The organism is Acidobacteriota bacterium (assembly GCA_035471785.1).
In the GTDB taxonomy this organism is placed as follows: Bacteria; Acidobacteriota; UBA6911; order RPQK01; family DATIPO01; genus JANQFM01.
The window spans coordinates 1-13,954 of the sequence record DATIPQ010000121.1 but is presented as its reverse complement, the minus strand read 5'-3'; the positions used below and the strand labels follow the sequence as shown (position 1 = coordinate 13,954).

The window sequence follows — 13,954 nt, the reverse complement described above, 5'->3', positions numbered from 1 at the left end:
CGGCGATACCCGCCATTGTTCCCGCCAGCCGCTGAGCTGATTGCTGTGCGACTCCCTCCGCTAATTGTCTCCGCTAGTGCAGTGCGTCAGACGTTTGAGCCACCCTGTCGCGTTATTCCACGCTTTCAGCGTTCAGACTTTCGCCGTCTGAAACCCAGGGTGGCGCCGCCGTCTCGCTGGCGCTCGCCGCGGCTGACCCTGGGCTGGCGAATCGCTCGCCTTCAGCGAGCCCGGACTTGACTTCTAACACAGTCGCTGCCTGCCCTCCGAAGCCTTGGCGAAGGAGGGGGCTGGCGACTCTGTACCTGTCAGGGACAAAAAACGGAGGGTCTGGCTCAGAACTAATGACCGGCAGCACTAGATGCTGAAGTTAGAGGTCGTCCGCTGGCTGATTGAGCCGGTTCCTGGCAATATATCAAAGCGCCCTTCCGAAATGCACTCGTCGGATTTCTAAACGCGTCTTTGATGAACCCGACTCTTCCCTCTTTCGAGTTCCGCAGTGATGCAACCTGGGTCAAGAATGCAGTTTTCGGGAATCACTCCAGCGGGGCGACTGGCATCAGAGGCCCTTGCTCTTGGCGGTGTTTCTGGGGAGTTCGGCGCAGAGACGCAGGGTTGCCCAGCGAGGTTCGAATGGCGAAGTGCGAAGGGTCGCCACTTCGAAATTCGAATTTCGCAATTCGAACTTCAAAATGGCTCCTCAGGTAGGACTCGAACCTACAACCCTCCGGTTAACAGCCGGATGCTCTGCCGATTGAGCTACTGAGGAGCAGTGCTCAGAAGCGGAACGATAGGGTACAAAATCAGGCACCTTACGTCAAGCCGGGCTGCGGCCTTGCGAGAGGCAAAAGACTAACGCGGGGGCCAGCTTCAAGCAACAGCCAGCCTCCGCGTTCGTCATCTGTCGATGCCGTCAGGGGCCTCAATCAGGGAGGAGGACCCTGGCAGGGTCCGTAGCACACGATTTCGAGGCTGCCGTCGGCGCAGTGATGCAGGTATTGGCCGTAGTAGCCGCCGTAGCAGCAGCCGATGTACTCCGAGAAGATGACTTCGCAATCTCCCGCCACGGCCGTACCCATATACAGGGTCAGCATGCCGATCAGCAGGCGGCTGCGCAGAGCGCGACTGTTAACTGGCTGCCGGGTTGATTTGCGGTGCCCTTCGATTCTGGTAGATTGAGGGCAAGGGCTGGGGCCCTGCGAATTCGAGTGTTGTGACCAAGGAGCTAAGTCATTGAGTGCTACTACTAATTCCGCCGTTCGACTGCTCAGGTGCGCCTGCCTGAGCGTGGTTCTTTTGAGTTTGGCGCCGCTGGGCATGGCCCAGACGCCTATCGTCAAGCCGGGGGCGCCGGGGCAGCCGCCGCGGGAGCTGAGCGCTGAAGAGGCCGTCAAGATCGCCGACACCAGTTTTACTCCGGCCGACGTTCAGTTCATGCAGGACATGATTCCTCATCACCACCAGGCCATCGAGATGGCCTGGTTGGTGGCCGAGCGCACCAACCGGCAGGCATTGGTCGACGCCGCCGGACGCATCAAGGCCTCTCAGGACGACGAGATCAAGTTCATGCAGCAGTGGTTGAGCCGGCGCGGCCAGAAGGTTCCGGACCCGACGGCTCATCATGATATGCACACATCCCACAAGATGGCGGGCATGGCCAGTCCCGAGCAGATGGCCGAACTGGCCGCCTCGAAAGGGACCGATTTCGACCGCTTGTTCCTGAAGCTGATGATCACTCACCACGAGGGCGCGGTGACCATGGTCGAGGACTTGCTGGACCAAGAGGGCACGGCCCACGATCCCGTGCTCTTCGAGTTCGCCAACAACATCACCAACGATCAGACCGCCGAGATCGAACGCATGAATGCGCTTCTGGTCTCGCTCTCCGACGATCCCCGGGCGGGGCTTTCGCCCGGTTTCCGCGACGCCGGCCAGGCCATCTCGAACCTGCGGCTGGTGACCTCGCTGCCCAAGCCGGACGGCTTCTTCGACCCCAACAACCCGGCCGGGCTGCCCCCCCAGAAAGAGGAGGATGAGGAGGAGCAAGAGGAGAGGACGAGGGACGACCGCGAAGAGGACGTCCGCTCGCCGCTTTTGAGCTTTTCCAACACCGACATGGCCTTCTCAGGAGACGTGTTGGTGGCCGGCAACTACCACGGCTTCAACATCTACCGGCTGGTGGACGACGGAGTCCCGAACCTCATCAGTTCAGTAGTCTGTCCAGGCGGCCAGGGCGACGTCTCCATCGTGGACGACCTGCTGATCATGTCGGTGGAGCAGACCCGAGGACGGCTCGACTGCGGACTGGAAGGCGTGAAGGAAGACGTCAGCAGCGAGCGCTTCCGCGGCATCCGCATCTTCGACATCAGCGACCTCAGGCGCCCGCTGCAGGTGGGCGCCGTGCAGACCTGCCGCGGTTCCCACACCCACTCGGTGATCTCCAACAAAGACGGCAAGATCATCGTCTACAACTCGGGAACCGCCAGCGTCCGCGACGAAGAGGAATTGGAAGGCTGCGTGGGCGAAGTGCCCGGCGACGAACGCACGGCCCTCTTCCGCATCGACGTCATCGAGATCCCCGTCGACGATCCCGGCAAGGCGCGCATCGTCGACAGTCCCGCGGTATTCGCCGACCCCGAAACCGGCGTCATGGCCGGACTGTGGCGGGGCGGCGACCACGGCGCCGACACCCAGGAAACCAGCCGCACCGACCAGTGCCACGACATCACCGCCTTTCCCGAACTGGGACTGGCCGCAGGGGCCTGCTCGGGCAACGGCATTATCTTCGACATTTCCGACCCGCTCCACCCCAAGCGCATCGACGCCGTGGTCGACAAGGGCTTCGCCTACTGGCACTCGGCCACCTTCAACAACGACGGCACCAAGGTGCTGTTCACCGACGAGTGGGGCGGGGGCGGACGCCCGCGCTGCCGTACCTTCGATCCGCTGACCTGGGGCGCGGACGCCTTCTACGACATCGTCGACAACAAGCTCGAGTTCCGCAGCTACTACAAGATGCCGGCCCCCCAGGTGGAACAGGAAAACTGCGTGGCCCACAACGGCTCCATCGTGCCGGTGCCGGGACGCGACATCTTCGTACAGGCCTGGTATCAGGGCGGAATCTCGGTCATCGATTTCACCGATACCGCCAACCCCGTCGAGATCGCCTTCTTCGACCGCGGTCCCATCGATGCCAAAACCATGGTGCTGGGCGGATTCTGGTCCACCTATTGGTACCGCGGACGAATCTACGGCACCGAGATCGTACGCGGACTCGACGTGCTGGCGCTGGAGCCCAGCGAGCACCTGTCCGAGAACGAAATCGCCGCGGCCGCCATCGCCGACCAGGGAGACATCTTCAATCCTCAACAGCAGTTCCGCGTCACATGGCCGGACAAGCCGGTGGTGGCCCGGGCCTACATCGATCAGCTCAAGCGCAGCAATGCCCTCGCGGAATCGTTGCTGGCAGACCTCGACCAGGCCCTTGACCAAGCGTCCTCTCGACTGGATTCCGGTGCAGGCGATGCCGAGCTGGCCTCACGTCTGCGGTCGCTGGCGGACAGCGTCGGGGAGGGCGGCGGCAATGCCATCACCCGGAAGCGCCGGTCCGCCCTGGCCGACACTCTCGAGGGCATCGCCGGACGCCTGCGGTGAACGCCCAGGGGCAGGAAGTAGTGGCATATTTGACCTTTTTGCGCTCTCACGGCAACTCGCCTACTCGCCGCCTGTGAGCAAGTCTGGCTTCTGTTTCCTGTCCTTTTCTTTCCTCCTCACCGCGCCTTTCGCCCTGGCTCAAGACCGGGCGGCGCTGACCGCGCTTTAAGAGTCCACGGACGGCGACAACTGGGACGACAATACAGAGTCGAACACCTCTCTCGGCATCATTTCCTCGCTTGACAAGCACTTTGCGCACGACTATAGTCATTTAGACTATAATCACGGAGACCAGAACTTCGAGGTGCGTGTGACCGCAGAGAAACGCCGGCCCGAATCCGTTTTGCCGCTCAAACCTGTCGACTACCTGGTGCTCCTGGTGCTGGCCGGCCAAGACCGTCACGGCTACGGCATCGTGCAGGACATCGAAGAGCGCTCGCAAGGCCAGATCAGGCTTGAGCCGGGCAATCTTTACCGCACCATCCGCAGGCTGATGGGACAGGGATTGCTGAAGGAGACGGAGCGGCGCCCCGCCCCCGAGTCGGACGACGAGCGGAGGCGCTATTACTGCCTGACGCCTTTCGGACTGCGGGTGGCCGAGGCCGAAACCGCGCGCCTCAAGCGCCTGGTCCGCTTCGCCGAATCTCACAGTCTGGCCGAAGGCAAGGAGAGGGCGTGATGAACACCGTCCTGCGGGGATCGGAACGGATCTACCGCCTGCTGCTTTACCTCTTTCCCGCCGAGATGCGCCGGCGATTCGGACGCGACATGGCGGAACTCTTCCGCGACCGCATGCGTTGTGCGCTGCGTCATGGCGGAACGGCCGGATTGCTGGGCGGATGGACGCGCTCCTTCTTCGACCTGTTCAGCAGCGCCTTCATGGAGCACATCCGCCAAGCCAGGGAAAAGCTGTCCTGGTTTCGAGCCGGGGCCAACTCCAACTCCGGCGGCGGACGCCTGCCGCTGGGCGGAGGACTGGGCCACGACTTGCGCTATGCCTTCAAGTCGCTGCTGCGCAACCCCGCTTCATCGCTATTGGTGCTTCTGACCCTGGCGCTGGGAGTGGGCGCCAACGCCGCCATGCTGGGCCTGACCAGCCGTCTGCTGCTGAGCGCCCCGCCTCACGTGGCCGAGGGAAGCCGTGTCTTCACACTTGAGTTCGCGGGCAGCGACTTCAGGGGAAATCCGGTGGCCAGTACCACCACTTCCTATCCCGTCTACGAGAAGCTTAGAAGCTCGGCCCGCCGCCTGGGCGCCGTGGCCGCCCGCCACCACGCGGAAATAGTGCTGGGACAGTCAGAAACGGCCCGCAAAGTCCAGGCTTGCATGGTTTCGCAGGACTACTTCGTCCTCTTGGGCGTCAAGCCTCAACTGGGCCGTTTTCCCTCTGCGGAAGAGCACCGGCCGCCCACGGGTCTTCCGGTGGCTGTCCTCAGTCACGCGTTCTGGCAGCGGGAGCTGGCCGGCGCAGGCGACGTTATCGGACGCAGCTTGACCCTGGACGGCACGGCCTACACCGTCGTCGGCGTGGCGCCGCCGCGATTCAGCGGCGACAGTTTGCAGGCGGTCGACCTGTGGGTGCCCCTGCTGGCAGGCATGTCCAAGCGTCCTGCCGACTGGCGCTTTTCCGAGAGGTTGCAGACCGTCACCGTGCTGGCACGCCTGGCTCCAGGGGCTTCGGCTCAGCAGGCGGAGCAGGAAGCGGCCCGCATCCTGCAAAGTGCTCGCGGCCCCATGCGCGACTGGAAGGCGGGTCTGGCTTCGCTCATCCCCGGCCTGCGATTGGGGCAGCGCGGCGTCACCGGACAGATCTCGCTGTGGCTCACGGCCACAGCGGCCTTGGTCTTCCTCATCGCTCTGGCCAACGCCTCCACTCTGCTATTGCTGAAGACGCTGCGCCGTCGCCGGCAGACCGCGCTGCGCCTGGCGCTGGGGTGCAGCCGAGGACGCATCGCGCGCCAGTTTCTGGCCGAGAGCCTGCTGCTTTCCGGCGCCGGAGGACTGGCCGGACTGGTGGCGGCCTACTGGTGCGGCGAGATGGTGCGGCGCATTCTCCTGCCCCAGATGGTGGGCGCCGGCTTTGCCGATAGCGGCGTGCTGGCGGCCGCCGCCGGGGGCGCTTTGCTGGCGGGTCTTTGGACGGGGCTGATCGCCGTCTGGCAAAGCGGCGCGTCCTCGCCGATGACTTCGCTGCGCGGCGCGGGAAGCACCTTGCGCTGGCGCCGCTCCCGCTTGCAGGCCGGTTTGCTGGTGGCTCAGACCGCTGTTTCCATGCTGCTGCTGGTGGGAGCCGGACTCTTCCTGCACAGCCTATATCAACTGGTCAGCCAGGACCTGGGATTCGAAAGCCAACGCCTGGCGCTGGCCCGGCTGGAGTTTCCCGCTTCCATGGGCCCCGAAGAGCGCGACCGAACCTACCGCCGTCTTGAAAAGCAGGCCGAGCGGATGCCCGAGGTGACCGAGGCACTGCCCGTCGAGTCCCTGCCCTTCGGCCCCCGCGCCACCTTTCCCGTGGGAATTCCCGGACGCGACGCCGACCAGCTTTTTCAGGGGCAGTTCCCCCGCCTCTACGGGGCCGATCCCGGCTTCTTCCAGGCCATGGGGATCGACATTCTGGCGGGACGGGCTTTCACTGCTTCCGATCGCCGCGACGCCCAATTGGTGGCGGTCGTCAATCAGTCCATGGCGCGCGCGGTGTGGCCGCAGGAAGATCCCTTGGGCAAGTGCCTGCGCACTGGCTTCAATACCTCGGCGTGGCCGCCCCAAGCCAGCGACGACCTGCCCTGCAGGCGCATCGTGGGGGTGGCGGCCGACACCCGTCCTCAGCGCCTGCGCCTGGAGCAGGAGAACACCGCCATGCAGTACTACCTGCCCTTCGAGCAGCTCCCCGAAGTTCCCGGTCCGCCCCGCTCGCGGGTGTGGAGCCTGCTGGTGCGGACCGAGGGCCACGCCGAGGCCCACCTGGCCCGGCTGCAGGAGGCATTGCGCCGTTCCCTTCCTTCCACCCACTACGAGTACCTCGAAGTCCGCCCCTACGCCGAGCTGATGGACCCGCAGATCCGGCCCTTCCGTCTGGGAGCGGCCCTTTTCAGCCTCTTCGGCGCTTTGGCGCTGGCCATGGCCGCCGTGGGACTCTATGGCGTGCTGGCCTACTCGGTGGCCCAGCGCCGTCCTGAAATCGGCGTGCGCATGGCCTTGGGCGCCGCCTCGGGACGGGTGGCCCGCCTCATCGCCCTGCAAGGACTGCGGGTGGCCTTTGTGGGCGTGGTGCTGGGCGGCGCCGCGGCACTCGCCGCCGCTCCCCTGCTCTCTTCTCAGCTTTACCGCACCCGGCCCTACGATCCTTGGATCCTCTCAGCCGCCGTCCTGACCTTGACGGCAGCCGCCTTGCTGGCCTCCCTGCTGCCCGCCTGGCGCGCCTCCCGCACCGACCCCAACCAGGTGCTGCGCACCGAATAAGGGCCATGGAATCAGAACGCCCGCAGTAGCGCCCGAAGCGCCTTTCGGTTTATGGTCGGGACATGACAGCCTTAGTCGTGACCGTGTCGGTCGCCATCTCTATCTCGGCTCTCTGCTCGCTGCTGGAAGCGGTCCTCTACGCCGTGCCCGACAGCCACGTGGAGTCGCTGGTCAAGTCAGGCCGTTCGGGAGCACAGGCGTTACAGAGGCTGCGCTCGGACATCGACCGCCCCATCATCGCCATTCTTTCCCTCAACACCATCTCCAACACCGCGGGAGCGGCGGTTGCGGGAGCTTTTGCCGCAGCAGCCCTGGGCAGTGAGTGGCTGGGACTGTTCTCCGCCCTCTTCACACTGGCGATCTTGCTTTTTTCCGAAGTCATTCCCAAGACGGTCGGGGTGGTCCACAGCCGCCGGCTGGCTCCGCTGGTCGCCTGGCCTCTGTTGGTGCTGGTGAGAGTCTTCGCGCCGCTGATCCTGTTCTGCGGCCTGGCGACTCGCCTGGTGACGCGGGGAAAGCCCGCCGCCACCGTTTCGGAAGAGGAAATCCTCTCGGTAGCCCGGCTGGGACTGCGGGCCGGGGCCATCAACAAAGATGAAGCGGAGGTCATCGAAAACATCCTGACTCTTCCCTCCAAGACAGCCCGCCAAATCATGACGCCGCGGGCTGTGGTCTTCTCCCTCAGCGCCCAAGCACCTCTTCTCGAAGTCCGCAGGATGAAGGATATTCAGCAGCACAGCCGCATCCCGGTGTTTGACGAGGGCGAGAAGGACATCATCGGAATGGTCCACCGGCGCGAAATACTGGCTCACGAAGACGACCTCCCCAATGTCACGGTGCGCCAGTTGACGCGTCCTGTCCACTTTGTTTCCGACACCACCCTGCTGGACGCACTGCTGAAGATGTTCTTGGAGCGCCGCCGGCACATGTTCGTGGTGCTCAACGAGTTCGCCGACTTCGCCGGAGTGGTCACCCTGGAGGACGTACTGGAGGAGATCCTGGGACAGGAAATCGTAGATGAGTCGGACCAGGTGGAGGACCTGCGCCAACTGGCCCGGGAGCGCCGTAAAAAGGCGATCGAGAAATAATATCCGCGCACGTCAGCGACCGCGCTGGCCCAATTGCTCTCGGCGGTATCAGGCTGCTCGCTATTCGTCCGCTCCTTCGAAGGCGGCTCTGAGGGTGGCGACGTCGAGCTTTTTCATGGGCAGCATGGCCTGGAAGGCGCGGTCGCGGGCTTGGGCGTCATCGCTGGTCAGCCATTGCAGAGCCTCCTCCGGCACGACCTGCCAGGAGACCCCGAAACGGTCTTTGAGCCATCCGCAGGGGCCTTCTTCGCCATCTTCGGAGAGAGCCGCCCAGTAGCGGTCGACTTCGGCTTGATCCCGGCACATGACCTGCAGCGAGAGAGCCTCGTTGAAGGCGAAGCCGTGGTCGATGTGGCTGTCCATGGCCACCATGTCCTGCCCGGCCAGGATGAAGCGGCCGTGCTTGATGGTCCCCTCGGTGCCCTCTTCAGCGGTGTAGCGAGCCAGGCTGTCCACCTTCGATTGGGGAAAGATCTCAGTGTAGGTTTGAATGGCTTCTTCCGCCCGTCCCTGCTGGGCTCCCGCGAACATGAAGCAGGGTGCGATGGCCGAGCCTCCGGGACGGCGGTGTCCAGTCATCACTTGCCAGGAGACGCCGAAGCGGTCCTTGACCCAGCCGTAGCGTTGGCTCCAGGGATACTCGCCCAGAGGCATCAATTCCTCGCCCCCTTGGGCCAGCGCCGCGTAGAGCCTGTCCGTCCCCTCTGCCGTCTGGTTGAAGACGAAGAAGGAAATGCTGGGGTTGATGGTGAACTGCGGCCCTCCGTTGAGTGCCGTAAAACGCTGTCCCGCCAGTTCAAACTCGACGGTCAAGACGCTGCCGGGCGGCTTGTCCGAAGGGTTGTCGGCGGACTCGGGGAAGTAGGACATGACACCTATGCGGCTGTCGGGAAAGGTCTGGGCGTAGAAGCCGGCCGCTTCTTCGGCCTGGTCATCGAACCAGAGGCAAGGCACGATCTTTTCGTCGCTCATAACGCGGCAGTGTACCCCGCAAAAAAGGAAGCCTGCAAAACTCAGCCAACCAAATGAGTGGACGCCGGGTCTAACTCCCCATGATGGGACAATTCTGGGCAGACGTGCGTTCTGGAGCGCGGCAGATTTTGCGGGCTCCGGGGATTTCTCTGGCGGTGATTGCGGCCTTGGGACTGGGCATCGGGGCCAACACGGCGCTCTTCTCGGTGGTGGACGGCGTGCTGCTGCGTCCGCTGGAATATCGGGATGGCGAGCGGCTGGTGATGCTGTGGGAGCGCAATGACGCGCAGGGGCTGGAACACCAGGAGCTGTCTCCGGTCAATTTCGTCGATTACGCCGATTTGAAGCAGGTCTTCACCGATGCCGCGGGATGGTGGCGTCCCGACCTCAACCTGACCGACGAAAGCGGCGAGCCCATCCGCGTCAGGACTATCGAGACCTCAGCCAACATCTTCCAGGTGGTGGGCGTCGACCCGCTGATCGGACCCGGATTCGAGGAAGGCGACGACGCCCCCGATCACAAGTCGGCCATCGTCATCGACTACGGGCTGTGGCAAAGCCGTTACGGCGGCGACCCGGGGGTGATCGGAAAGCCTGTGCAACTCGACGCCCGGCCCTTCACCATCAAAGGCGTCATGCCCCCCGGCTTCAGTTTTCCCGGCGAGACCCAAGTGTGGATGGCCCTGACCTGGCAGCCGGAAAGGCACTCGCGGGCGGCCCACTTCTTCGAATCGGTGGCCCGCTTGAAAGAGGGCGTGACGCTTCAGCAGGCCCAGTCCGAATTGGACGCCCTCAGCCGCCGTCTGGCCGAGGAGAACCCCCGCACCAACCGCGACTGGACGGTGCAAGCCGTGGCCCTGCGCGATGAGCTGGTGGGATCGGTGCGTCCGGCTCTGCTTCTCCTGCTGGGGGCGGTGGCGCTGGTGCTGCTGATCGCCTGCGCCAATATCGCCAATCTGCTGCTGGCGCGGGGAGCTGCGCGGGGCAAGGAAATCGCCGTGCGGGCCGCCATGGGCGCCGGACGCGCACGCATCCTGCGCCTGCTGCTGACCGAGAGCGTCCTGCTGGCCTTGGCCGGCGGCCTGGCGGGACTGGCCCTGGCCTGGGCGGCGCTGCGTTCGCTGGTGGGACTGGTGCCGGTCGATATCCCGCGCCTCGATCAAGCCAGCCTGGACTGGAGGGTGTTGGCCTTCTCGCTGGGCTTGAGCTTGCTCACAGGACTGGTTTTCGGCTCCATCCCGGCATGGCGGGCCTCACGCCGCGACCTGCAGCCGCTTTTGCAGTCGGGAACCCGGGGCAGCTCCGGCACCGCCTCCAGCCGCCTGCGGGGAGCGCTGGTGGTGGGAGAGATGGCTCTGGCCACCATGCTGCTGGCCGGTTCGGGACTGCTGCTGCAATCCTTCCTCGCCCTCATGCAGGAAGATCCCGGATTCCGCCACGAGAGCGTCAGCAGCATTAACGTACAGCTTCCTCGGCGCGCCTACCCTGAGAGCGAGCGGGTGGCCGCCTTCTTCCGCCAATTGACCACGTCGCTGCGCGAGAACTCGGCGCTGCGCCAGGTGGCGGCCACCAGCTTCCTGCCCTTTGACAGCGGCTGGCGCGTCCCCTACGAGATCGAGGGACGTTCCTACGGCGACGCCAATGACCGTCCTCAGGCCCAGCATGTCACCGTCACGCCGGGCTATTTCGAGACCATGGGCATCCCCCTGCTCAAGGGACGGGTCTTTGAAGAGAGCGACCAGGCCGATACCCAGGCGGTCATCGTCATCAACCAGGCCATGGCCGAGCAGATGTGGCCGGGAGAGGACCCGCTGGACGAAGTGATTACCTCCTACGCACGCGGATTCGGCCCGCTGGGAACGACCCTGATCGAGGATTCGCGCTACCGGATCGCCGGAGTCGTAGCCGACGTCAAGAACCGCCGGCTCACCGAAGCCGCCGAGCCCACCATCTACTACAACTACGGGCAATTCCCTTATCGCGACATGCACCTTGTGGTGCGCTCCAGCCTGACTCACTCCGATCTGCGGGCCGTGACGGCTTCGCAGGTGCGCAGCCAGGACGCCTCGCTGCCGGTGGGCGAGGTGCGTCCGCTGCAAGAACTGGTGGCCGGATCGGTCTCGCGTCCCCGCTTCCTGCTGCAACTGCTGACCGCCTTCGCCGCCCTGGCCATGCTCATGGCTGCGCTGGGGATATACGGCGTGCTTTCCTTCAACGTGCGTCAGCGCCGCCAGGAAATCGGCGTCCGCCTGGCGCTGGGAGCGGGCCGCGGCGACGTGGTCAGACTGGTGGTGCGCCAGGGACTTCAATGGAGCGTCCTGGGCTTGCTTCTGGGAATCGGGGCCGCCTACCTGCTGGCACGCTCCCTGGCCGGCTTGCTCTACGGCGTCCAGCCGGCCGATCCGCTGACCTTGGCAGCCACGGCCGCCATCCTGCTGGCCTGCGCCCTGGCCGCCAGCTATCTCCCCGCCCGCCGCGCCACCTCCATCGACCCCCTGCTGGCCCTGCGCAGCGACTGATGGTCAGGAATTCGAGAGCAGTTCCTGGCCTATAACTCTCGATACCAGTGATCGCTACACGATCAGCGGCGAGAACTGGATGACGTCGTATCGGTCAAAGGTGAGAAGTTCGGCCCCCGCCAAAGCTCCGGATCGATGCGTTAAAACTCTTCTTCGACCTTGTCCATGAATTCCTTTTCTTCGGCGCTCCAAGTACCAAAGAAGTGATCAAGGGAGTTTCCGATCGGATCCCATTCATCGGATTGGTCCAGCCCGGCCCCTCGACGCAAGAGCCTAACGGCCGCTTTGTTGAGAGAAATGTTCTCCACTTCAGCTAAGGAACGGATCTTCTCCTCCAGGTCTCGCCCGAAGCCGCGTATCGTCAACTGATTCATCGGCGCCCTCCTTGATGAGTCACTTGGTGACTCACCGTGACTCATTTTATGACTCGCACCGCGACAGGTCACCCTCTGTCAGCGGCGCAAGGCCACCAGTTTTCCATCAGGACCGGACAGCTCCAGCCCCGACACCCTGCCTTCGGCGTCACGCATGATGCGGAGCTCGACGGCTCTGCCGTAAGCCAGGTGGAAGCCGGCCAGTTTGTCGCCGGAGAGGAGGCGGAAATGGGTCGGCAGCAGGGGAAGCGCTCCAGGGACGATGCTGACCAGATCCTGGCCCAGCCAGCGCAGGCGGCGCACTTGGCTCCCCTTTTCGAAGGTCAGCCGCAAATAGGTGCGGGAGGATTCTCCCTGAGGAATCGTGCCCGCCACCTGCACCGATTGCAGTTGGCCCTGACCGTCTTCCAAGCCTTCGATCCACCCGCGATAGAGGGTCTCGGTGCGGGCCTCGGCCCCTTCGTCGAGGCCCAGAATCTCGGCGATTTGACCAAAGCGCCGCTTTTCCAGGGCGTCGGCCAGTTCCAGGGCGCGGTCGGTGTAGGCCTGCAATTGCCTGGCCTCGGGGGCCGACCGGACGGTCAGCCAGTTGACGGCCGGCTGTCCCTGGACGCTGATCAGGAGGTTGCCGGCGAAAGCTTCCACTTGGAGCCGGCCCCCGTCCTCGATCTGGTAATCGCCGGCGCACTGCTGAAGCAAGTCCTCAGGGGGTGCGGCCGCCTGAGGGAGATCGGCCGGCGGGCGCCCCATGAGAAGATTCTCGACCGTTTCGGCGACCAGCGGCGTCGGCATCAGCAGCCCGTAGTTCTGGTTGGAAAGCACCACCGCCACGGCCTTGCGGGACGGATAGCGGCGCAGGACTGCGTTGAAGCCGAGAGCAAAGGTCCCCCCGGCCCGCTGCACTTGCCCGCCCGGATCGGTCTGCCATCCATAGCCGCTGCCCGCGGCTGTGCCGGGCTCGCCGTCGCCCTGCAACAGCTTCTTGAGGGCATCCGCTTTGAGGATCTTGCCGGAGGTCAAGGCGCGTTCCCACCGCAGCAGATCGCCCGCCGTCGTCACCACGTCAGCCGATCCCCTCAGATTCCAGTTGAGGCCGGAACCGATTTCGGTGCCGTGTTCAACGTTCCAGGTGTACTGGTAGGCCACCTGGCCTTGAGCGAAGCGCTGCGGCTCGTCGATGAATCCGCTCTCGCTCATTGCGGCCGGCTGGAAGAGGCGGCTTCTCACGAATTGCTTGAAGGGCTGCCCGGACACCTGTTCCACCAAATGAGCCAGCAGCGCATAACCCGCATTGGAGTATTGGGCTTGGCCCGGTTCTCCCGGCGGGGCTTGCCACAGGCATTGCAGCAGCGCTTGCATCGAATCTGGCCGGCCTCCGCACTCGAAGGGCAGTCCCGAGGTGTGAGAGAGCAGTTGGCGGATGGTGATGCTTTCTTTGTCCTCTGCCACCCCATCGAGATGACGGCTGATGGGATCGGACGCGCGCAGCTTGCCCTCTTCCTCCAGCTTGAGGACGGCCGCCGCCGTGAACTGCTTGCTGATGGAGGCCACCGGGAAGCGCGTCTCGGGCTGCATGGCCACCACCGGATCCCGCCGCGCCCATCCGTAGCCGCGGTGCAGCAGCACCTCGCCGTCCATCGCCACCAGCACCGTCCCAGAGAATCCGTAGCCACCCAGCAGGCTCATAGAATCCTCAAGCTGGGCGGTCAAATCCACCTCTTCCTGGCAGGCCAGGACCTGCCCCATCCAGACCCACAGCCCCACCCAGCCAATCATCAGCATCCTGAATCTCTGCACTTTGCCTCCGCTTCCTCGACTTGCACAAACCGTAAGCACTTATGAAATAATTGGCCGGCGACTAAGCATTCTTACCACACGTCGGGGGGGG

At 64.3% G+C, this 13,954-nt stretch carries 9 protein-coding genes and 1 tRNA gene; 5 read left to right on the top strand and 5 right to left on the bottom strand.

Translation table 11 applies throughout. From position 1 onward, the window contains the following. Positions 1-693: 693 nt before the first annotated feature. Together VLU25_17835 and VLU25_17830 are read right to left on the bottom strand one after the other, a co-directional pair. Positions 694-769 (bottom strand) — tRNA-Asn (locus VLU25_17835). A gap of 157 nt (positions 770-926) precedes the next feature. Beyond that, on the bottom strand, positions 927-1,094 hold the full coding sequence (locus VLU25_17830; GenBank protein ID HSR69795.1) for a hypothetical protein: 168 nt from the start codon (positions 1,092-1,094) through the stop codon (positions 927-929). A 223-nt stretch (positions 1,095-1,317) separates the two neighbouring features. On the opposite strand from VLU25_17830, the gene VLU25_17825 reads away from it, so the two are divergent. The 4 genes from VLU25_17825 to VLU25_17810 all read left to right on the top strand — a co-directional run bounded on the left by VLU25_17825 (position 1,318) and on the right by VLU25_17810 (position 8,201). Next, complete coding sequence (locus tag VLU25_17825; protein HSR69794.1) at positions 1,318-3,654, top strand: DUF305 domain-containing protein; 2,337 nt, start codon at positions 1,318-1,320, stop codon at positions 3,652-3,654. Positions 3,655-3,958: 304 nt separating this feature from the next. Next, positions 3,959-4,333 (top strand): helix-turn-helix transcriptional regulator, encoded by a 375-nt coding sequence (locus tag VLU25_17820; GenBank protein ID HSR69793.1) that lies wholly within the window; start codon positions 3,959-3,961, stop codon positions 4,331-4,333. Beyond that, positions 4,333-7,113 (top strand): ADOP family duplicated permease, encoded by a 2,781-nt coding sequence (locus VLU25_17815; GenBank protein ID HSR69792.1) that lies wholly within the window; start codon positions 4,333-4,335, stop codon positions 7,111-7,113. The genes VLU25_17820 and VLU25_17815 overlap by 1 nt, the downstream gene beginning before the upstream one ends. A 62-nt stretch (positions 7,114-7,175) precedes the next feature. Further along, positions 7,176-8,201 (top strand): hemolysin family protein, encoded by a 1,026-nt coding sequence (locus VLU25_17810; protein HSR69791.1) that lies wholly within the window; start codon positions 7,176-7,178, stop codon positions 8,199-8,201. A 60-nt stretch (positions 8,202-8,261) separates the two neighbouring features. Here the strand turns inward: VLU25_17810 and VLU25_17805 are convergent, their stop codons facing one another. Then, on the bottom strand, positions 8,262-9,173 hold the full coding sequence (locus VLU25_17805; protein ID HSR69790.1) for a VOC family protein: 912 nt from the start codon (positions 9,171-9,173) through the stop codon (positions 8,262-8,264). An 80-nt stretch (positions 9,174-9,253) separates the two neighbouring features. On the opposite strand from VLU25_17805, the gene VLU25_17800 reads away from it, so the two are divergent. After that, positions 9,254-11,692, top strand: coding sequence for an ABC transporter permease (locus VLU25_17800; GenBank protein HSR69789.1), 2,439 nt, complete (start codon positions 9,254-9,256; stop codon positions 11,690-11,692). 140 nt (positions 11,693-11,832) lie between these two features. Here VLU25_17800 and VLU25_17795 read toward each other — a convergent pair whose 3' ends face one another. Further along, entirely contained in the window at positions 11,833-12,066 is a 234-nt protein-coding gene (locus VLU25_17795; protein HSR69788.1) for a hypothetical protein, read from the bottom strand. Positions 12,067-12,144: 78 nt separating this feature from the next. Next, positions 12,145-13,863 carry a serine hydrolase domain-containing protein gene (locus tag VLU25_17790; GenBank protein HSR69787.1) on the bottom strand — a complete coding sequence of 573 codons (1,719 nt, stop codon included), beginning with the start codon at positions 13,861-13,863 and terminating at the stop codon, positions 12,145-12,147. Positions 13,864-13,954: the final 91 nt, after the last annotated feature.